Below are 18,867 nucleotides of genomic sequence, written 5' to 3'. Positions count from 1 at the left end.
CGACCCTACCCATTCGCCTCAGCCGCGCCGGAAGAGAGCGCGACACATTCCGTCGTGTTGCGGGCCCGGTTCGAGGATCTCCACCCCCGGGCCGAAGGAACGCCATCCGTCGCCCTCGCCCCCGACACCGTCGAAGCCGAGATCACCGAGCGTCTCGTGGGCGCGGCCGACGACATCGACGGACTCGGCCTTCGTGAGGGTGCACACGCTGTAGACCAACGCTCCTCCGGGCTTCACCAGCGGCGCAGCCTCTTCGAGGAGCCGGGTCTGGAGCGCGCCGAGCGACTCGATGTCGGCGGGCGTGATCCGCCAGCGGGCATCGGGACGACGGCGGAGGGCGCCCAACCCCGAGCAAGGCGCATCGACCAGCACCGCGTCGAACGACGCCGGCGCGAAGGGCGGTGACGTGCCGTCCGCCTGGAGCACCGCGACCCCGTCGAGTTCGAGCCGGTCCACGTTGGACGCGATCAGCCCGACACGGTGGCGCTGCAGGTCGGCGGCCACCACGGTGGCGCCCCGACCGGCGATCTCGGTGGCCTTGCCACCCGGTGCGGCGCACATGTCGAGCACGAGTTGACCGGCACCCGACGGTACGAGGGCGGCCACTCGCTGCGAACTCTCGTCCTGCACGTAGCCGTCGTCGCGACGCTGCACCGTCGCAGGATCGTTCATGGTCCGCAGGGCGGCCTCGGCCGCGTCGGCGCCGAGCTCGTCGGAGAGCCGCGCGACCATCCAGTCGGGATAGCTCAGCGCCACGGCGAGCGACGGGTATTCGATGCCCTCGGTCTGCGCAGTGGCCACCTTTCGCAGCACCGCATTGACCATGCCCCTGAACCGCTTCGGCGCGGCCGACACCGTGGCCGACACGGCGGCATGGGGCGGCGTGCCCATCTCGATCAGCTGGTGGGCCCCGATGCGCAACGCGGCCCGGGCGGCCGGGGGCGGGTCCTGCACCAGGAAACGGTCGACCACATGATCGAGCGCCCGCTTTCGCCGCGTCGAGCCGTAGACGAGCTCGGTGACGAAGCCACGATCGCGCGGTTCGAGATCGGTGTCGGCCAGGATTCCCGGGAGGACCACGTTGGCGTAGGCCCCGTCCTCGTCGATGCGGACGATGGCGTCGATCGCCACTCTGCGCGCGTCGCTCGACGCCGGTGAATCGGCCATCAGAGGAGGCGATCGTCGGCGGTCGGCTGCGCCCCGTTGCGCCACGCAGCGGCGGCCTGGCGGCCCTTTCCCTCGGGCTGCACCTCGACCAGGTCGACCGCACCCTCGCCGGCGAAGACCCGTACACCGTCGATCGACCCGACATCGCCGTTCCCGTCGGTGAGCGACGTGCGGTGGATCTTCAGGCGTTTGCCCCGAAAGGTCGTCCACGCACCCCCGGTGCGCACCCGCCGATGCACGTCGATCGCGGGCGCGTGCCAGTCGATCCGTCGTTCATCGGCACTGATCTTCGCCGCGTGTACGGGCTCGCCGACCTGTGGAAGTGGCTCGCCGAGTCCGTTGGCCAGACCGTCGAGCAGCTGGGCCACACCGATCGCCACGAGCCGGCCGCGCAGCTCGTCGAGGGTCTCGTCGCCGTCGATCTCGACTTCGTCGCGGCGATAGACGCCACCGGTGTCGAGCCCTTCCTCGACCGCCATGAGGCACACGCCGGTGATCGGGTCGCCGGCCAGGATCGCGCGCTCGACCGGCGCGGCGCCGCGCCAGCGCGGCAACAGCGAGAAGTGGAGGTTCACCATGGCCAGCTCGTCGAGCACCGCCGCAGGGATGATCCGTCCATAGGCGACGACGACACCCAGGTCGACGTCGACGTCGGCCAGGTCGGTGAGCCGGTCGGTGACGCGGAGGCCGAGCCCCTGGGCCGCAGCCTTCACCGGGGACGGCTGGTGGGCGCCACCCCTTCCCCGGCGGGTGTCGGGCCGGCTGATCACGATCGGGACCTCGTAGCCGGCTTCCACCAACGCCGTCAACGGCCGCACGGCGAGATCAGGAGTGCCGAGATAGGCGACGCGTCGGATCTCCGCCGGGGGCGGGATCGTCACGGGAGCGTCAGCCCGCCGCCTGAGGTACGGGGCTTCTCGGCGGCCCGCAGCTGGAGGTCGCGAATGGTCTTCAGCGCCTCCTTGCGGATGTCGTCGTCGAGCCGCTCGATGAGCAGCGTGCCGTCGAGATGGTCGAGCTCGTGCTGGAAGAGCCGCGCTTCGATCTCGTCGGCCTCGAACGAGACTTCGTTGCCGTCGAGGTCACGCCCGACGATGTGGACCACCTTGGGCCGGACGATCTCCCACGAGAGCCCCGGCACCGACAGGCAGCCTTCCTCGAAGACCCATTCGCCGTCGCTCTCCACGATCCGGGGATTGACGATGGCCTCGGGGCCTTCGCCCACGTCCCACACGAACAAGCGCTTCTGGACGCCGACCTGAGGCGCGGCCAAACCGATACCGGGCGCCTCGTACATCGTGTCGAGCATGTCGTCGACCAGCCGCACCAACGACCCGTCGATGTCGGTGATCTCCTGCGCCGTCTGCCGCAGGACAGGGTCGCCGATGATGCGGATGTCGTAGCCGGACATGCGTTCAGGTTACCGTCGACCCGGTGAGCGACGGTCACTACTTCGACGACGATCCCGACACGCCGTCGTCGCCCCATCCGGTCACCGTCACGCTGCCCGACATGACCCTCACCCTGACCGCCGACCGTGGGGTGTTCTCGGCCGGCAGACTCGACGCCGGCACGAAGCTGTTGTTGCTCGAGGCCCCGGCCCTCGACGACGCCCGTTCGATCCTCGACATCGGCTGCGGCTGGGGTCCGATCACCTGTGTCGCCGGCCACCGCGCTCCCCGCGCAACCGTGTGGGGCATCGACGTGAACCGTCGAGCGAGGGCGCTGACCGCGGCGAATGCCGACGCGACGGGTCTCGGCGACCGCGTGCACGTCGGCGTACCCGACGAGGTGCCGAGCGATCTCGCGTTCGATCGCATCCTGTCCAACCCGCCGATTCGCGTGGGAAAAAAGGCGCTCCACCAGTTACTGCTCCGATGGCTCCCCCGGCTGACACCCGACGGCGCGGCGCATCTCGTCGTCCAGAAGCACCTCGGCAGCGACTCCCTCGCCAACTGGCTCGGCGAGCAGGGATTCCCGACCTCACGACTGTCGAGCCGCGCCGGGTACCGGATCCTCGAGGTGCGACGCGGCGACAACGAATCCGGGAAGACTGCGTGATGGCCCAACTCGACGGCACCGGCATGAAGCGACTGCACCGGGAATGGCGGCGACGGACCGAAGGCCGGCTCGCCCTGGTTCTCGACGGTGTGCAGAACCCGTTCAACGTCGGCTCAGTCGTCCGCACCGCAGCGGCGGAACGCGTGGACCATCTGTGGATCGCGGCCGGCACTGCGCCGAACCACGACAAGGTCAACAAGACCGCGCTGGGCACCCAGCGGTATCTCACCTGGGACGTGGTCGACGACGGCCCCACCGCCGTCGCCGCAGCCAAGGCCGCCGGCTACCGGGTCGTGGCCATCGAACTCACCTCCGACGCCGTACCGCTGCCCGCCGCCGACCTCGACGGCGACGTGGCGCTCGTGATCGGCCACGAGGACCGGGGAGTCACCCCGGCCACCCTCGCGGTCTGTGACCAGACGGCGTTCATCCCCCAGCTCGGCAAGGTCGGCTCACTCAACGTCGCGGCGGCAACCGCCATCGCGATCTACGAAGCCCGCCGCCGCAGCTGGGCCTAGCGACGCCCGGGATCCGAGGCTGCTACTCGGCCGACGAGTCGGCCCGCTCGGTGCTCCGACAGACGTCGACGATGGCGTCGAGCAGGCGCTCGTCGGCAGCGATCCCGAGGCGCGCCCCACAGGCCACGAAGTCCTCGGCACCGTCCGTGAAGGCCGCCACCAAGACGAGCCGACCGGCGCTCTCGGTCTGGGCTCGAACGATGCGCACGTCGGCGCCCGTCTCGCCCTCGACGCCGATGAGGCCGTCCTCGTCGGCATCCTCGATCGCCGTGAACATCGGCAACTCCGACGCGATACCGAGCCACTCGTCGAGGGACCGCTCGGCGCAGCCCTCACTCGGACAGGCCCGAGCCACGGTCCATTGGTTGAACGACTTGCCCTCGTCCGGGGGCGCGAAGTCGAACGGGAACTCCTCGGAGACCACCCAACCGCTCGGAATCTCGGTGACGAGACCCTCCTCGGTGGTGAACGCCTCGAGATCGACGGGCGCCTCGGACTCGTCGGCGGTGATGATCAGCACACCGCCGACCACCGCACACACGATCAGGACGAGCACGATCCAGGGCCGACGCATGCCGTCATACTCGCAGCGGATCGACCTCGACCCGCAGCCGGGCCGACGGGCGCGGCGTGCGAGCCAGCGCATCGAGGAGCGGCGCGTGGGTGTCGGCCCGCAGGAGCCATCGGTCGTCGATCGGGCCGCGCACCCGCACACCCTCGGGCGTGCCGAATGCGGCCATGAACTCGGCGCCGCCGGCCCCGGTCACCAGCACCTGCGCGCCATACGGTGGCGTGCCGAGATCCTGGCGGCGATCGCGCTCCGCAACGGCGACCACCGAGGGGTCGGCCCGCACCGCAGCCCGAACGACCTCGTGATCGGGCTGACGGGTCTGGAGGACAAGCCGGCCGCCATCGCTGCGGGGTCCGAGCAGCCGGGCGGCCCGGGCGAGCAGAGCGAGCGCCTGCTCTGCCGCCCGCTGCCGGGGCGCGAGCAGTTCCTGGTCGAGGTCCAGGAAGACGACCACCGCGGCCCGATCCACCCGGTGCAACACCGCTTCGGTGCCGATCACCACTCGACTGGTCGGTGGGTCGTCGTCAGCCGCGGTGATCTCGTCGACCGACTCCCCCACGAGCGCCTCGAGTTCCTCCCGGGCCCGGGTGACACCGGCCCGCAGGTTCTTCAGTGACGTGCTCCCGCAGTTGGCGCACACCACCGGGCGATGCTCGGTGCCGTCGGCCGTCTCCAGTCGATCCTCCATCAGCACCATGGGCTCGGTGCCGTCCTCGGATCGCACGATCTCGCCGCAGGCGGCACACGCCAGGAGTCGTGAGCGACCCTTCCGGTTGAGCACGCAGATCACGCGACCGTCGCGCACGCGGTCGCCGAGCCGGGGAGCGAAGGGACCCGCCTTGACCGGGTCGTCGTCGCGACGGTCGAGGACGTCGACCACCGGCCAGCCCTCGCGCTCGGCCGTGCGGTTCGGTCGCAGGAGACGGCCGGAGCGCAGCGCCTCGAGCGACGGTGTCGGCGAGCACAGCACGGTCGGCACCCCGCGTCGCCTGGCCCGCTCGATGGCCACGTCGCGGGCGTGCCAGGTCGGCGTCCGCTCTTCCTGCAGCGTTTCCTCGTGCTCGTCGAACACCACCACGGCGGCGAGGTCGGGCATCGGCAACCACGCGGCCGAGCGGGTCCCCACCACCGTCGCCCCGGCTGCGGCGGCGGCCCACTCGTCGGGGCCCAGCGCCACGGTGACGCCGGCCCGCCGCAGCGCGATCGCCATCCGCCGGGCGCGACTCATGTCCGCCAGGATCAAGAGGGCGTCGCCTCGTCGACACGCGGCCAACGCGAGTGACACACCGTCGTCGGCCGGCGGGGTTCTTACCACCGAGACCTCGTGGTCGAAGGCGTCGTCGAACACGTCGCCGGGGCCGGCCGGCACCGGCGAGATCGGGTGACCCCGCGTCGGGACCCCGGCGACCATGCGCGGCGGCGAGGCGGCGCGAAGGAACGGTACGCGGCGACCGGCCCATCGCCACGCCGCCCAGCCCGCCAGGTCGATGAGTTCCTCATCGGGTCCGATGCCGCTGAGTTTCTGGAGTTCGGAGTAGCGCACGCCGTCGATCGGTTCGACGTCCAACGCCATGACCCAGGCGGCGACCCGCCGGCCGGCGAGATCGATGCGGACCATGGACCCCAAGGCAAGTCGGTCGTTTCGCCCGTCGCTCCCCCATGCCGACGGCACGAGATAGTCGAACTCGCGGTCGATGGCCACCACATCGGGGAGCACGCGCACGACCCGCCCCTCGGGGCGGGTCGTGGCAGCGTGTGTTTCCGTCTCGGGCGCTGGCGGTTCGAACTCGTCGAGTTCGAACAGCGCGGGCGCTGTCGAGTCCGGGTCGCTCTGGTTCAGAGCCCGAGCGCCGACTTCAGTTCGTCGACCCGGTTCGTCTGTTCCCACGGGAACAGGCCGCCATCGGTCGACCGGCCGAAGTGGCCGTAGGCGGCCGTCTGCTTGTAGATCGGCCGGCGGAGGTCGAGGTCGCGCATGATCGCGCCGGGGCGCAGATCGAAGACGTCGTCGACGGCCTTCTCGATGGCCGCCTTGTCGACGGTCTCGGTGCCGAACGTCTCGACCAGCACCGACATGGGGCGAGCCATGCCGATTGCGTAGGCCACCTGGATCTCACAGCGCTTGGCCGCACCCGAGGCCACGAGGTTCTTCGCGACCCAACGGGTGGCGTAGGCCGCGGAACGGTCGACCTTCGACGGGTCCTTGCCGGAGAAGGCACCGCCACCGTGACGAGCCATGCCGCCATAGGTGTCGACGATGATCTTGCGGCCGGTGAGTCCGGCGTCGCCCACGGGACCGCCGATCACGAAGCGCCCGGTCGGGTTGACGTGGACCTCGTAGTCGTCGTCGGCGAACTGCTCGGGGATGACCGGGCGGATCACGTGTTCGATCAGATCCGGGCGGATCATCGTGTCGCGATCGATGCCGTCGTTGTGCTGAGTGGACACGAGCACGGTCTTGAGCTTGACCGGGACGTTGTCCTCGTACTCGAAGGTGACCTGGGTCTTGGCGTCGGGACGGAGGTAGGGAATCGTGCCCGCCTTGCGGACCTCGGCGTGGCGCTCGGCCATGCGGTGGGCCACGTGGATCGGCAACGGCATCAGGACGTCGGTCTCGTCGGATGCGTAGCCGAACATCATTCCCTGGTCGCCGGCGCCCTGCTTGTCGAGCTCGTCTTCCTCGCCCGCGGTGCCGGAGCGGACCTCTTCGGAGGCGGTGACGCCCTGGCCGATGTCGGGCGACTGCTCGTCGATGGCGACCATCACGCCACAGGTGTTGCCGTCGTAGCCGAAGGCCTCGCGGTCGTAGCCGATGCCGTTGATCGTCTCCCGGACGGTGCCCGGAATGTCGACATAGGCCTCGGTGGTGATCTCACCGGCGACGATCGCGAGTCCGGTTGTGACCATGGTTTCGCAGGCCACCCGACTCATCGGGTCCTGCTCGAGCATGGCGTCGAGAATCGCATCCGAGATCTGGTCGGCCATCTTGTCGGGATGGCCTTCGGAAACGCTCTCCGAGGTGAAGGTCCAGCGGGTCACTCTTGCTCCTGGGTGGTGGGATCGGTGTCGAAACGGGCGCGGGCCACGTCGAGTATGGCGCGGGCGACGTCGCGCTTGTCGGACAGTGGTACATGATGTCGGGTGCCGTCGGCCATGAGCACAATGACCTCATTCGTCTCGTGCTCGAAACCCACACCGGGTTTCGACACGTCGTTGGCCACGATCGCGTCGAGGTTCTTGCGCCGCAGTTTCGCGCCGGCGTTGTCGATCAGGTCGTCGGTCTCGGCCGCGAATCCGATCAGCACCTGGCCGTCGGGCTTGTCGGCGCCGAGGCCGGCCAGGATGTCGACCGTGGGGACCAGCTCGACCTCGGGGGCGCCGTCGTGTTTCTTCAGCTTGTGCTCGGCGGCAGTCGCCGGACGAAAGTCGGCGACCGCGGCCGCCATCACCACGATGTCAGCCGTTGGGGCTTCGATGTCGCACGCCGCGGCCATCTCGGCTGCGGTCTCCACCGGCAGCACCCGCAGTCCGGTCGGGGCGTCGCCGGGCTTCGTGGTGATCAGCACCACCTCGGCGCCGCGGGCGGCGGCTTCGGCCGCCACCGCGTGGCCCTGCTTGCCCGACGAGCGATTGCCGACATAGCGGACCGCGTCGATCGGCTCGCGCGTGCCGCCGGCGGTGACCAGTACCCGACGGCCCACGAGATCGCCGGGGGTCAACAACGCTTCGACCGCGGCCGCGATGGTCGCGGGGGCCGCGAGACGGCCGTGACCGATGTCGCCACCGGCCAGCCGTCCCGATTCGGGGGCCACGATGTGCACGCCGCGTGACTCGATGACCTCGAGATTCTCCTGCACCGAGACCTGCTCCCACATCTCGGTGTGCATCGCCGGACACACCATGACGGGCGCCCGGGTGGCCAGGACCGTGGCCATCAGCAGATCCGCGCTCCGTCCGGTGCGGATGTCGGAGATGACACGCGCCGTCGCCGGGCAGATCAGCACCAGGTCGGCCTGCTGGCCGAGCACCGTGTGCGGAATCGGCGTGGTCGGATCGTGGAAGAGGGAAGTGCGAGCCGGTTCGCTGGCCAGCGCGGAGAACGTGGTGGCGCCCACCATTTCCAGGGCACCGTCGGTCAGGATCGGGGTGACGTGGGCCCCGGCGTCGACCAGTCGTCGACAGACTTCGACGGCCTTGTAGGCGGCAATGCCCCCGGTGACGCCCAGGACGACATGTCGACCGGAGAGGGTGCCCACGACCAGCTCGGTCGGCTCAGGCGCTGTCGTCGCCGAGCTCGGCCGCGGCCTGCGCCTCGGCGAGCGCCAACGCTGCGGCGGCAGCCTCGGCTTCGGGATCGACCTCGATGGCCTCGATCTTCTCGGCCGCGATCTCCTCGAACGCGATCGACAGGGGCTTGCTCGCCGTCGAGGTCACCTGGGGCGGCACGGAGGCGCCGATTCCCTGGCCCAGCTGACCGACATAGTTCGTGATCTCCCGGCTCCGCATGGCCGACAGGGTGACGAGACTGAACTTCGATCCGGTCTCCTCGAGGAGTTCCTCGATCGCCGGATTCATCATCGTGTCGTAGCCGTGCGCCATTGGATTCTCCGAAGGTCTCACGCCCCACGCGACCGTGGAACCGACCGACAATCCTAGCAGTGCCCCGAGCCGGCGCGACGCGCGGCGATCAACCCCCGTACCTCGTCGACCGCGCGTTCGAGATCGTCGTTGATCACCACCGAGCTGCCGAGGTGGCGAGCCATCGCCACCTCTTCCTCGGCCTTGGCAAGCCTGGCTCGCACCTTCTCCTCGGGATCGCCGCGACCTCGCAGGCGCCGTTCCTGGGCCTCGCGGCTCGGCGCGTCCACGAAGATCAGCAGTGCGTCGGGATAGCGACGCTGGATCTGCTCGGCCCCGAAGACGTCGATCTCGAACACGACGTCGTGGCCGGCGGGAGGATCCGGCACCGGCGTGCCCTGGAGGTAGTCGAGGAACTCGACCCATTCGAGGAACCCGTCGTTGTCGACATGGGCACGAAAGAGGGCCTCGTTGGTGAAGTGGTAGGCCTCCATGTGCTCGCCGGGGCGTCGGGCACGGGTGGTCCAGCTGCGGCTCAGCCACAGGTGGGGATCACGGTCGAGCAGATTCGCGACGATCGTCCCCTTGCCGACCCCGCCCGGGCCGGAGATGACGATGATCAAGCGGTCGGTGAGCTCAGCCACTCAACCGAGCAGGGCCAGCAGTTCGCTGCGCTGGTTGTCGCCGAGCCCGCGCAGTCGACGGTTCTCGGCGATGCCGATCTCTTCCATCGTGCGACGGGCCTTGACCTTGCCGACGCCCGGCAACGACTCGAGTACGGCGAGCACCTTGGTCTTGCCGATCATCTCGTCGTTCTCGGCCTTGTCGAGCAGTTCCTGCAAGGACAACGAACCCATCTTGAGCCGTTGCTTGAGCTCGGCTCGTACCCGTCGGGCCTCGGCGGCCTTGACCAGCGCCGCGGCGCGGGCCTCGTCGGACAGGACCGGTGGCTTCGACATGTCGAGACCCTACCTGACAGGGCGCGTCAGCCGCCGGAGTAGGGCCGTGCTACGACTCGGCCGAGGCGCCGGCGATCAGTTCGTGGATACGGGCTGCGGCGACGAGGGGGTCATCGGCCTTGGTGACCGATCGCCCGATCACCAAGAGGTCCGCGCCTGCGGTGATGGCCTCGTCGGGCGACGCCGCCCGGGCCTGATCGTCGACCGTGTCGCCGGGGAGCCGGATGCCGGGGACGACGCGGGTCATGCGCGGCGCGTAGTGGTGGGCCTGCTCGAGGTCGCCGGCGGCCAACACGAGACCGCGGCATCCCGCTTCGGCAGCCAACATCACGCGCTTGGGCATGATGTGCTCGGGGGCGTCGGCATCGCTGGTGAGCACCGTGATGGCGAGCGAGGTCGGACGTTCGAGGCCGGCGTTGCTGGCACCCTCCTCGAGTCCCTGCACGCCCGCTCTGAGCATGTCGACGCCACCGTGGGCGTGCATCGTGAGGTAGTCGACGCCGAGTGCACCGAGAACCCGAGCCGACTTGCCGACGGTGGTCGGAATGTCGTGCAGCTTGATGTCGAGAAAGATCCGGTAGCCGAGTTCGGCGATCGCGCCGACGGCCTCGGGGCCGGCGGCGCTGTAGAGCTCGAGCCCGATCTTGGCGACCCCGAAGTGGCCATTGAGCGCACGACCGAGCCGGACCGCCGCCACCAGGTCGTCGACGTCGAGCGCCAGGGCGAGCTTGCTGCGGATGTCGGCATCGATTGTGTCAGCCATGAGCTGCTCCGATCAGTTCGGCGACATCGGCAACACCATGCCGGTCGCACCATTGCGAGAATTCCTTGAGAATCCGCCGAGGAGCCCGCGGGTCTGCGAACGTTGCGGTCCCCACTTCCACCGCAGAGGCCCCGGCGAGCAGAAACTCTACGACATCGACCCCGTCGGCGGCGCCACCCACACCCACGATCGGCAGGTCGGGCGCCGCCTCGTGCACGTCGTAGACGGCGCGAACGGCGACGGGATGCATGGCCCGGCCGCTCAGCCCGCCCTTCTTCGCACCCAGCACCGGACGTCTCGTCTCCGGGTCGATCACCATCCCCAGGAGCGTGTTGGTGAGCACCACCGCCTCGGCGCCGGCGGCGTGTGCCGCCATGGCGATCTCGGGGAGATCAGCCGCGTTGGGACTCAACTTCGCCCATCGCGGGCGCCCGCAACCGGCGGTGACGGCGATCGCCTCGCTGGTCGCCTCGGCCGAGTGGGCGAACATCTTGCTGCGGTCCTCGAGATTCGGACACGACACGTTGACCTCCACCGCGACCACGGCGGCGGGTGCATCGGCGAGTGCCTCGGCGGCCGCCCGATAGTCGTCGATCGAGTTGCCCCAGATGCTGGCCACGACGGCGGCGCCGGTTGCCACCAGCGCCGGGAGCTCGTGCTCGAGCCAGTGGGGAACGCCATTGCCCTGCAGGCCCACGCTGTTGATCATGCCGGCGGCGGTCGGATGCACCCGCGGGGAGGGATTGCCCGCCCACGCCTCGGCTCTCATCGACTTGACCACGACCGCGCCCAGCTGTGCGGGCTTCATGTAGCGGGTGAACTCCGCGCCGTGTCCGGCCGTGCCCGACGCCGTCAGCACCGGGGCCCGGAGCCGGACCGAACCGACGGACGTCGCCAGGTCGGTCACGACGGTTCGAGCTCCGAGACCCACGCCCCCCGGTGGTACTCCTGGAGACTCCGCACCGCCAACGGGTAGGTCCGCCAGTCGCGCATTCCGTTGGCGGCCGCGACCGCGGCGGCGCCGGTGGTGAGCAGCGGCACGTTCGCCAGCCCGGCGGCAGCTCGGATGTGTTCGCCGTCGGCGCGCGGGCCACGACCACGTGGCGAGTTGACCACCATCTGGACCTGGCCGGTCTGGATCAACGAGACGGCATCGACGCCATCGGCCCGGGCGTCACCCAGCTTGGCCACGTCGATGGTCACGTCGATGCCGGCCTCGCGCAGTGCGGCGGCGGTACCGCTGGTGGCGGCGATGTCGAATCCGAGTTCGCGGAACCCGTGCGCAGCGGTGATGCCGACGGTCTTGTCGCGGTCGGCCAACGACATGAATATCGTGCCCGACTCCGGGAGCCGGGTACCCGCGCTGAGCTGGGACTTCACGAAGGCCAGGCCCGGGGTGAGATCGATGCCCATGACCTCGCCGGTCGACCGCATCTCGGGACCGAGGACCGCATCGGCTTCAGGGAACCGGTTGAAGGGCAGCACCGCTTCCTTGACCGCCACGTGATCGCCGACCACCCGGTCGCGCAACAGCCCTTCGGCCCGGAGCTCGTCGAGGGTCGACCCGACCATGACGCGACTGGCGATCTTGGCCAGCGGCACCCCCGTCGCCTTGGCCACGAACGGGACCGTCCGGCTCGCTCGCGGGTTGGCCTCGATGACGAAGACCTGGTTTGCCTTCACCGCGTACTGCACGTTGATCAGGCCCTTGACCTCGAGCGCTTCGGCGATCTTGAAGGTGTAGTCCTCGATCACCGCGACGGTCTCGTCGCTCAGGCGGGTGGGCGGGATCGAGCAGGCGGAATCCCCCGAGTGCACGCCGGCTTCCTCGACATGCTCCATCACCGCGCCGATCACGACGGCACCCGTGTGGTCGCGGATGGCGTCGACATCCACCTCGGTGGCGTCCTCGAGGAACCGATCGACCAACACCGGCCGCTCGGCCGAGAGTCCGCCTTCCTTGCCCAGCGAACCGAAGCTCGCCAGCTCGGCCATGGCCCGGCTCAGGTGCTCGTCGTCGTAGACGATCTCCATCGCTCGGCCACCGAGGACGTAGGACGGCCGCACGAGAGCGGGGTAGCCGATGCGACCGGTGATCGCGAGTGCCGCATCGATGTCGACCGCGGTGCCGCCGGCCGGCTGCGGGATCTCGAGTCGGGCACACAGCGCGTTCCACTGCTCCCGATCCTCGGCGAGGTCGATCGACGCCGGCGACGTTCCGAGGATGAGCTCCGCCGGCAGCCGGTCGGCCAGCTTCAGTGGCGTCTGGCCACCGAGCGACACGATCACGCCCAGGGGCTTCTCGCTGTCGATCACGTCCATCACGTCCTCGAACGTGAGCGGTTCGAAGTAGAGCCGGTCGGACGTGTCGTAGTCGGTCGAGACCGTCTCGGGATTGCAGTTGATCATCACGGTCTCGTAGCCGGCGTCGCGCAAGGCGAAGCTGGCGTGGACGCAGCAGTAGTCGAACTCGATGCCCTGGCCGATGCGGTTCGGCCCCGACCCGAGGATGATCACGCGCTCGCGTTCGCCGGGACGCACCTCGTCGGTGTCCTCGTAGGTCGAGTAGTGGTACGGCGTGGTGGCTTCGAACTCGGCCGCGCAGGTGTCGACGGTCTTGAACGTCGTCCTCACGCCGAGCGCGAGACGCGCGGCGCGGACCGCAGCCTCGTCGGCGTCCCAGAGATACGCGAGCTGGGCATCGCTGAACCCGAGCTGCTTCGCCCGCTTCCAACTGCGTTTGGTCATCGCCGCCATGCCGAGCTCGGCCAGGTGGGCCCGTTCCTCGGTGATGATCAGCATCTGGTCGAGGAACCAGGGATCGACCCAGGTGGCCGCGTAGACGTCGTCGACCGAGATGCCGCGGCGCAGGAGCGCTTCGAGCTGGAACGGACGATCAGGGGTGCCGATGCTCGCCGCCGCGAGCAGGGCATCGTCGTCGAGCTCGTCGAACGCCACCTCGCCGGGGTCGCAGTTCAGGCCGTGACGACCCTGTTCGAGCGAACGAAGGGCCTTCTGCAGCGACTCGGGGAAGGTGCGGCCGATGGCCATCACCTCACCGACCGACTGCATCGACGTGCCGAGCACACCACTGGTGCCCGGGAACTTCTCGAACGCCCAGCGGGGGATCTTGGTGACGACATAGTCGATCGACGGCTCGAAACTTGCCGGGGTCTTCTCGGTGATGTCGTTGGGGATCTCGTCGAGGGTGTAGCCGACGGCGAGCTTGGCGGCGATCTTCGCGATCGGGAAGCCGGTGGCTTTCGACGCGAGCGCCGACGAACGACTGACCCGTGGGTTCATCTCGATGATCACCTGGCGCCCGGTGCCCGGCTCGACCGCCCACTGCACGTTGGATCCGCCGGTCTCGACGCCGACCCGTCGGATACAGGCGAAGGAGCCGTCACGCATCTGCTGGTACTCGACGTCGGTCAGGGTCTGGGCCGGAGCCACCGTGATCGAGTCGCCCGTGTGCACACCCATCGGGTCGACGTTCTCGATCGAGCAGATGATCACGCAGTTGTCCGCGTGGTCCCGCATGACCTCGAGCTCGTATTCCTTCCACCCCGAGATCGACTCCTCGATGAGGATCTCGCTGATGGGGCTGCACTCGAGGCCGTAGGCGGCGACCTTCTCGAACTCCTCCATCGTGTGCGCCATGCCGGTGCCACGACCGCCGAGGATGTAGGCGGGCCGGATGATGATCGGCAGCCCGACCTCCTCGATGACCCGGCGGGCCTCCTCCATCGTGCGGGCGGTCCCGGAACGGGCCACCTCGAGCCCGATCTCCTGCATCGCGACCTTGAAGCGCTCACGGTTCTCGGCGGTGGCGATCGCCTCCGCGTCGGCGCCGATCAGCTCGACGTCGTGCTTGGCGAGGATGCCCGCCTCCTCGAGTTCCATGGCGAGGTTCAGTCCGGTCTGGCCACCCAGGGTCGGCAGCACGGCATCGGGCTTCTCCTTCTCGATGATCTTCTCGAGGATGGCCACGTCGAGCGGCTCGACATACGTGGCGTCGGCGAAGTCGGGATCGGTCATGATCGTCGCCGGGTTCGAGTTGGCGAGGATGACGCGATAACCCTCCTCCCGCAGCACCCGACACGCCTGGGTGCCCGAATAGTCGAACTCACAGGCCTGCCCGATCACGATCGGCCCCGAGCCGATGATGAGGATCGAATGGATGTCCGTGCGCTTCGGCATCAGGAGGTCTCTTTCTCGCTCGGGTCGGCGCCTGTTCGGTTGGTGTCCATGAGGGCGGCGAACTCGTCGAACAGGTAGCGGCTGTCGTGCGGGCCGGGGCCGGCTTCGGGGTGGTACTGGACGCTGAAGATGGGGAGGTCGTTGTGGACCAGCCCCTCGAGCGCGCCGTCGTTGAGGCACACGTGGGTCTCGGTGACACCGGGGACCGATCCGACCTCGACCGCGAAGTTGTGGTTCTGGCTCGTGATCTCGACCTTGCCGGAACGCACGTCCTGCACCGGCACGTTGCCACCGTGGTGACCGAACTTCATCTTGAAGGTCGTGCCGCCGAGCGCCAGCGCCAACACCTGGTGACCCAGGCAGATGCCGAAGATCGGCACCTCACCGATCAGCTTGGGCAGCTCGGTGACGATGCTGCCGGCCTCTTCGGGATCGCCGGGGCCGTTGGAGAGGAACACGCCATCGGGATTCATGGCCAGCACCTCGGCCGCCGGAGTGTCGGCGGGAACGACGGTGACGGTGGCGAACTCGCCGAGGTGGCGAAGCATCGTGGCCTTCACCCCGAGGTCGTAGGCCACCACCCGGCGGGGGCCGTTGCCCACCGTGTAGGCGGCGCCGGTCGTGACCTGGCTCACCAGGTCGACGCCGGCCGTGCCGGGATCGGCCTGGGCCGCAGCTCGGAGCGCGGCGGCGTCGGCGGAGCCGAAGGCCCCCGGCATCGCCCCGCTGTCACGGATGTGACGGGTGAGGCGACGGGTGTCGATGCCGGCGATGCCGGCGATGCCGTGGGTGCGCAGGAACGAGTCGAGGTCGCCCTCGGCCCGCCAGCTGCTGTGGCGGCGCGCGAGATCTCTGATGATCACGCCGCGACAGTGGGGGCGGCTCGCCTCGTCGTCGGCCGCGCTCACCCCGTAGTTGCCGATGTGGGGGTAGGTGAAGGTGATGATCTGACCGGCGTAGGACGGATCGGTGATCACCTCCTGGTATCCCGACAGGACCGTGTTGAAGACGACCTCGCCCGATGCGATCCCCTCGACGGGGTCGGCGCCGATGCCTTCGCCCTCGAAGACCTCGCCGTCGGCCAGGACGAGTTGATATTCGCGAATCTCCGTCATCAGCGCTGTGCCTCTCCGTCGATCACCACTGCTTCACCCTTCAGGATCGTGTGCCGTACCCGACCACGGACGGCCATGCCCTCGTAGGGCGTGTTGTTGCTCCGACTCGCCATGGCCTCGCCCGACACGGTCCATGTCGTGTTCGGGTCGATGATGGCAAGGTTGGCGGGCGAACCCTCCACGATCGGCCCGCCATGGTCGGCCGCGATGCCGGCGATGGCCGCCGGTCGCCAGCTCATCGCGGCCAGAATGGCCTCGATCGGCAGGTCCAGGTGGGTGTTGGCGATGGCGAACGCCGTCTCCAAACCGAGCATGCCGGGCGGGGCGTCGGCGAACGTCTGTTCCTTGTCCTGGGCAGTGTGCGGTGCGTGGTCGGTGGCGATGGCGTCGATCGTGCCGTCGGCGAGACCCTCCTTGACCGCAGCGACGTCGGCGTCGGTCCGCAAGGGCGGATGCACCTTGTAGAGCGGGTCGTAGTCCGCGCAGCACGCGTCGGTGAGGCAGAAATGGTGGGTGGCCGCTTCGGCGGTGACGGGCAGGCCCGCAGCCTTCGCGGCCCGGATCATCGCCACGGAACCGGCCGTCGACATGTGTTGGAAGTGCACCCGCGTGCCGGTGAGGCGGGCCAGGGCGATGTCGCGCATCACCATGAGCTCTTCGGCCTCGGCCGGCTGGCCGGGGATTCCGAGGCGGCCCGACCACTCCCCCTCGTGCATGTAGGTGCCCTCGCTGAGGGCGTTCACCTCGCAGTGCTGGGCCAGCACGATGGGCTGGCCGCCCGACAGGTGCGCGAGGGACCCCGCGTACTCGAGGGCGGTGCGCATCAGCTTGTCGTCCTGTACCCCGGTGCCGTCGTCGGTGAAGATCCGCACCCCGAGCTTGACCAGTTCGGCCATCGGGGCGAGCGACTCGCCACCGCGGCCCACGGTGATCGCGGCCGACGGACGCACGTCGCAGATCGTGTCGGCCGCGAGATCGATCACCTCGCGCACCACGGCCGCACAGTCCATGGCCGGAGTCGTGTTCGGCATGGCGATGACCGACGTGAACCCGCCGAGGGCTGCGCCGCGGGCCCCGGTCTCGATCGTCTCGGCCTCTTCCTTGCCGGGTTGACGGAGGTGCACGTGGAGATCGACGAGTCCGGGGCTGACCACACAGTCGGTGGCGTCGAGGATGCGATCACCATCGAGGTCGTCGCCCACCGCGAGGACCGTTCCCTCATCGGACACGACGACATCGGCTCGGCGACTCCCCGTCTCGTCGACGACCGTCCCTCCCTTGATCACGGTGTTTCCGGAAGCGGTGTTCATGCGACAGCAGACCTTTCCTCGACGAGGTCGAGGCCCGACCCCAGCAGCAGATACAGCACGGCCATCCGCACGGCGATGCCGTTGGTGACCTGTTCGGTGATGACGGCGTTGGGCCGATCGGCGACCTCGCCGTCGATCTCGACGCCCCGGTTCATCGGCCCGGGATGCATGATGAGCGCGTCGTCGCGCAAGCGGTCGGCCCGAGCCGCCGTGAGGCCGTACTCCTCGTGGAATTCGCGCAGGCTCGGCACGACCGCCTGCTCCTGACGCTCGGACTGCATTCGCAGCAGGTAGCAGACGTCGACGTCGCCGATGACCTCGTCGAGGTCGTGGGTGACCCTGACCGGCCAGCTCTCGATGCCCGGCGGCAGCAGGGTCCGGGGGGCGACGAACGTGACGGCGGCGCCCATCATCGCGAACCCGATGGCGTTCGAGCGGGCGACCCGAGAGTGCTTGATGTCGCCGACGATCGCGACGTGGCGTCCGTCGAGGCTGCCGAGGTGACGCGTGGCGGTGTACAGGTCGAGCAACGACTGGGTGGGGTGTTGATGCCACCCGTCACCGGCGTTGACGACACTCGCGTCGGTCCACTGCGTGATGCGGTGCGGCGCCCCGGCACCGCCATGGCGGACCACGATGCCGTCGACACCCATGGCCGAGATCGTCTCGACGGTGTCACGCAACGACTCGCCCTTGCTGACCGACGAGGAGCTCACGCTGAAGTTCATGCTGTCGGCCGAGAGGCGCTTGGCCGCGGTCTCGAACGACAACCGGGTGCGGGTCGAGTCCTCGTAGAAGAGCCAGGCGATGGTCTTCCCCCGCAGGGCCGGCACCTTAGGGATCTGACGCCCGCTCACCTCGGCGAACGACTCGGTGAGGTTGAGGATCTGTTCGACCTCCTCACGCCCGAGGTCCTCCATCGAGAGCAGATGACGCAATGCACTCACGTGATGTCCCCCAGATCGACGCCCGCATCGTGCACATCGACGAGTTCGTCTCGTCGCGTCGGCAGGTTCTTGCCCACGAAGTCCGGCCGAATCGGCAGCTCTCGATGGCCCCGATCGACCATCACGGCGAGCTGGATGGCCTGGGGGCGGCCGTAGCTGTGGATCGCATCGAGGGCGGCCCGCACCGTACGGCCGGTGTAGAGCACATCGTCGACGAACACGATGACCTTGCCGGTCGGGTCGTCGGGGATCTCGGTGGGCGCCTCGAGCTTCACCGGGCGAAGACCGAAGTCGTCGCGATACATGGTGGCGTCGAGCCAGCCGACCGGCACCTCGCTGCCCTCGATCTCGCGGATGTCGTCGGCGAGGCGGCGGGCGAGCCCGACGCCGCCGGTCTGCAAGCCGATCATCATCAGACCGTCGGCGCCGTGGTTACGCTCGAGGATCTCGTGGGCCATCCGGCGAACGGCTCGGGTGACATCTTCCGATGTCATCACCCGGGTCCGGGCCTGGAACTCACCACCACTCGGCGGCGCAGCCAGGCGACGTTCTCGCTCTGCCACTTCAACCTTCTCTCGTCCGTATGAGCCTCTCCGGACTCATTTCACGGTCGAGAACGCAACGTAACAGACGCGCGCCCCGCACCCCCGCGCGAATCCCTGTGGATTTCGCGAGCCC

19 protein-coding genes are annotated in these 18,867 nt (G+C 69.0%); 2 read left to right on the top strand and 17 right to left on the bottom strand.

Annotated features, from left to right (window positions below):
• Nucleotides 1–18 precede the first annotated feature (18 nt).
• The 3 genes from RIB98_01905 to def are packed head-to-tail and all read right to left on the bottom strand — an operon-like array spanning nt 19 to nt 2,578.
• Nucleotides 19–1,167 (bottom strand): transcription antitermination factor NusB, encoded by a 1,149-nt coding sequence (locus RIB98_01905; GenBank protein MEQ8839710.1) that lies wholly within the window; start codon nt 1,165–1,167, stop codon nt 19–21.
• Nucleotides 1,167–2,048, bottom strand: coding sequence for a methionyl-tRNA formyltransferase (locus tag RIB98_01900; GenBank protein ID MEQ8839709.1), 882 nt, complete (start codon nt 2,046–2,048; stop codon nt 1,167–1,169). Before RIB98_01900 ends, RIB98_01905 begins: the two co-directional genes overlap by 1 nt.
• Nucleotides 2,045–2,578, bottom strand: coding sequence for a peptide deformylase (gene def / locus RIB98_01895; protein ID MEQ8839708.1), 534 nt, complete (start codon nt 2,576–2,578; stop codon nt 2,045–2,047). The genes RIB98_01900 and def overlap by 4 nt, the downstream gene beginning before the upstream one ends.
• A gap of 23 nt (nt 2,579–2,601) precedes the next feature.
• Here def and RIB98_01890 point away from each other — a divergent pair, with 23 nt between their 5' ends.
• Nucleotides 2,602–3,228 carry a methyltransferase gene (locus tag RIB98_01890; protein MEQ8839707.1) on the top strand — a complete coding sequence of 209 codons (627 nt, stop codon included), beginning with the start codon at nt 2,602–2,604 and terminating at the stop codon, nt 3,226–3,228.
• Nucleotides 3,228–3,746, top strand: coding sequence for a TrmH family RNA methyltransferase (locus tag RIB98_01885; protein ID MEQ8839706.1), 519 nt, complete (start codon nt 3,228–3,230; stop codon nt 3,744–3,746). Before RIB98_01890 ends, RIB98_01885 begins: the two co-directional genes overlap by 1 nt.
• 22 nt (nt 3,747–3,768) lie before the next feature.
• Here RIB98_01885 and RIB98_01880 read toward each other — a convergent pair whose 3' ends face one another.
• The 14 genes from RIB98_01880 to pyrR form a co-directional block, all read right to left on the bottom strand.
• Nucleotides 3,769–4,320 carry a hypothetical protein gene (locus RIB98_01880; GenBank protein ID MEQ8839705.1) on the bottom strand — a complete coding sequence of 184 codons (552 nt, stop codon included), beginning with the start codon at nt 4,318–4,320 and terminating at the stop codon, nt 3,769–3,771.
• A gap of 4 nt (nt 4,321–4,324) precedes the next feature.
• Nucleotides 4,325–6,040, bottom strand: coding sequence for a hypothetical protein (locus tag RIB98_01875; GenBank protein MEQ8839704.1), 1,716 nt, complete (start codon nt 6,038–6,040; stop codon nt 4,325–4,327).
• Between the two features lie 113 nt (nt 6,041–6,153).
• Nucleotides 6,154–7,356 carry a methionine adenosyltransferase gene (gene metK / locus RIB98_01870; GenBank protein ID MEQ8839703.1) on the bottom strand — a complete coding sequence of 401 codons (1,203 nt, stop codon included), beginning with the start codon at nt 7,354–7,356 and terminating at the stop codon, nt 6,154–6,156.
• Nucleotides 7,353–8,573: a bifunctional phosphopantothenoylcysteine decarboxylase/phosphopantothenate--cysteine ligase CoaBC gene (coaBC, locus tag RIB98_01865; GenBank protein ID MEQ8839702.1), complete on the bottom strand. Its 1,221-nt coding sequence runs from the start codon at nt 8,571–8,573 to the stop codon at nt 7,353–7,355. The genes metK and coaBC overlap by 4 nt, the downstream gene beginning before the upstream one ends.
• Nucleotides 8,574–8,589: 16 nt before the next feature.
• Complete coding sequence (gene rpoZ, locus RIB98_01860) at nt 8,590–8,916, bottom strand: DNA-directed RNA polymerase subunit omega (GenBank protein ID MEQ8839701.1); 327 nt, start codon at nt 8,914–8,916, stop codon at nt 8,590–8,592.
• A gap of 53 nt (nt 8,917–8,969) precedes the next feature.
• Nucleotides 8,970–9,539 (bottom strand): guanylate kinase, encoded by a 570-nt coding sequence (locus RIB98_01855; GenBank protein ID MEQ8839700.1) that lies wholly within the window; start codon nt 9,537–9,539, stop codon nt 8,970–8,972.
• A complete protein-coding gene (mihF, locus tag RIB98_01850) occupies nt 9,540–9,854 on the bottom strand; it encodes an integration host factor, actinobacterial type (protein ID MEQ8839699.1) in 315 nt (104 codons plus the stop codon).
• 49 nt (nt 9,855–9,903) lie between these two features.
• Complete coding sequence (pyrF, locus tag RIB98_01845) at nt 9,904–10,617, bottom strand: orotidine-5'-phosphate decarboxylase (GenBank protein MEQ8839698.1); 714 nt, start codon at nt 10,615–10,617, stop codon at nt 9,904–9,906.
• Nucleotides 10,610–11,524 carry a dihydroorotate dehydrogenase gene (locus tag RIB98_01840; GenBank protein MEQ8839697.1) on the bottom strand — a complete coding sequence of 305 codons (915 nt, stop codon included), beginning with the start codon at nt 11,522–11,524 and terminating at the stop codon, nt 10,610–10,612. Before RIB98_01840 ends, pyrF begins: the two co-directional genes overlap by 8 nt.
• Nucleotides 11,521–14,817: a carbamoyl-phosphate synthase large subunit gene (gene carB, locus RIB98_01835; GenBank protein ID MEQ8839696.1), complete on the bottom strand. Its 3,297-nt coding sequence runs from the start codon at nt 14,815–14,817 to the stop codon at nt 11,521–11,523. Before carB ends, RIB98_01840 begins: the two co-directional genes overlap by 4 nt.
• On the bottom strand, nt 14,817–15,932 hold the full coding sequence (gene carA / locus RIB98_01830; protein ID MEQ8839695.1) for a glutamine-hydrolyzing carbamoyl-phosphate synthase small subunit: 1,116 nt from the start codon (nt 15,930–15,932) through the stop codon (nt 14,817–14,819). Before carA ends, carB begins: the two co-directional genes overlap by 1 nt.
• Nucleotides 15,932–17,242 carry a dihydroorotase gene (locus tag RIB98_01825; GenBank protein ID MEQ8839694.1) on the bottom strand — a complete coding sequence of 437 codons (1,311 nt, stop codon included), beginning with the start codon at nt 17,240–17,242 and terminating at the stop codon, nt 15,932–15,934. The genes carA and RIB98_01825 overlap by 1 nt, the downstream gene beginning before the upstream one ends.
• Nucleotides 17,239–18,189, bottom strand: a complete 951-nt coding sequence (locus RIB98_01820) for an aspartate carbamoyltransferase catalytic subunit (protein MEQ8839693.1) — start codon at nt 18,187–18,189, stop codon at nt 17,239–17,241. Before RIB98_01820 ends, RIB98_01825 begins: the two co-directional genes overlap by 4 nt.
• Nucleotides 18,186–18,752, bottom strand: a complete 567-nt coding sequence (gene pyrR / locus RIB98_01815; GenBank protein ID MEQ8839692.1) for a bifunctional pyr operon transcriptional regulator/uracil phosphoribosyltransferase PyrR — start codon at nt 18,750–18,752, stop codon at nt 18,186–18,188. The genes RIB98_01820 and pyrR overlap by 4 nt, the downstream gene beginning before the upstream one ends.
• Between the last annotated feature and the right edge of the window lie 115 nt (nt 18,753–18,867).

The organism is Acidimicrobiales bacterium (assembly GCA_040219515.1).
Lineage (GTDB): Bacteria > Actinomycetota > Acidimicrobiia > Acidimicrobiales > Aldehydirespiratoraceae > JAJRXC01.
This window is presented reverse-complemented; position numbering and strand designations above follow the sequence as displayed.

What these genes read in the sequence shown, in the direction of transcription:
- RIB98_01905 (MEQ8839710.1), bottom strand. Translation starts at nt 1,167, where the DNA reads ATGGCCGATTCACCGGCGTCGAGCGACGCGCGCAGAGTGGCGATCGAC.
- def (MEQ8839708.1), bottom strand. Translation starts at nt 2,578, where the DNA reads ATGTCCGGCTACGACATCCGCATCATCGGCGACCCTGTCCTGCGGCAG.
- RIB98_01885 (MEQ8839706.1), top strand. Translation starts at nt 3,228, where the DNA reads ATGGCCCAACTCGACGGCACCGGCATGAAGCGACTGCACCGGGAATGG.
- RIB98_01880 (MEQ8839705.1), bottom strand. Translation starts at nt 4,320, where the DNA reads ATGCGTCGGCCCTGGATCGTGCTCGTCCTGATCGTGTGTGCGGTGGTC.
- rpoZ (MEQ8839701.1), bottom strand. Translation starts at nt 8,916, where the DNA reads ATGGCGCACGGCTACGACACGATGATGAATCCGGCGATCGAGGAACTC.
- mihF (MEQ8839699.1), bottom strand. Translation starts at nt 9,854, where the DNA reads ATGTCGAAGCCACCGGTCCTGTCCGACGAGGCCCGCGCCGCGGCGCTG.
- pyrF (MEQ8839698.1), bottom strand. Translation starts at nt 10,617, where the DNA reads ATGGCTGACACAATCGATGCCGACATCCGCAGCAAGCTCGCCCTGGCG.
- carB (MEQ8839696.1), bottom strand. Translation starts at nt 14,817, where the DNA reads ATGCCGAAGCGCACGGACATCCATTCGATCCTCATCATCGGCTCGGGG.
- carA (MEQ8839695.1), bottom strand. Translation starts at nt 15,932, where the DNA reads ATGACGGAGATTCGCGAATATCAACTCGTCCTGGCCGACGGCGAGGTC.
- RIB98_01825 (MEQ8839694.1), bottom strand. Translation starts at nt 17,242, where the DNA reads ATGAACACCGCTTCCGGAAACACCGTGATCAAGGGAGGGACGGTCGTC.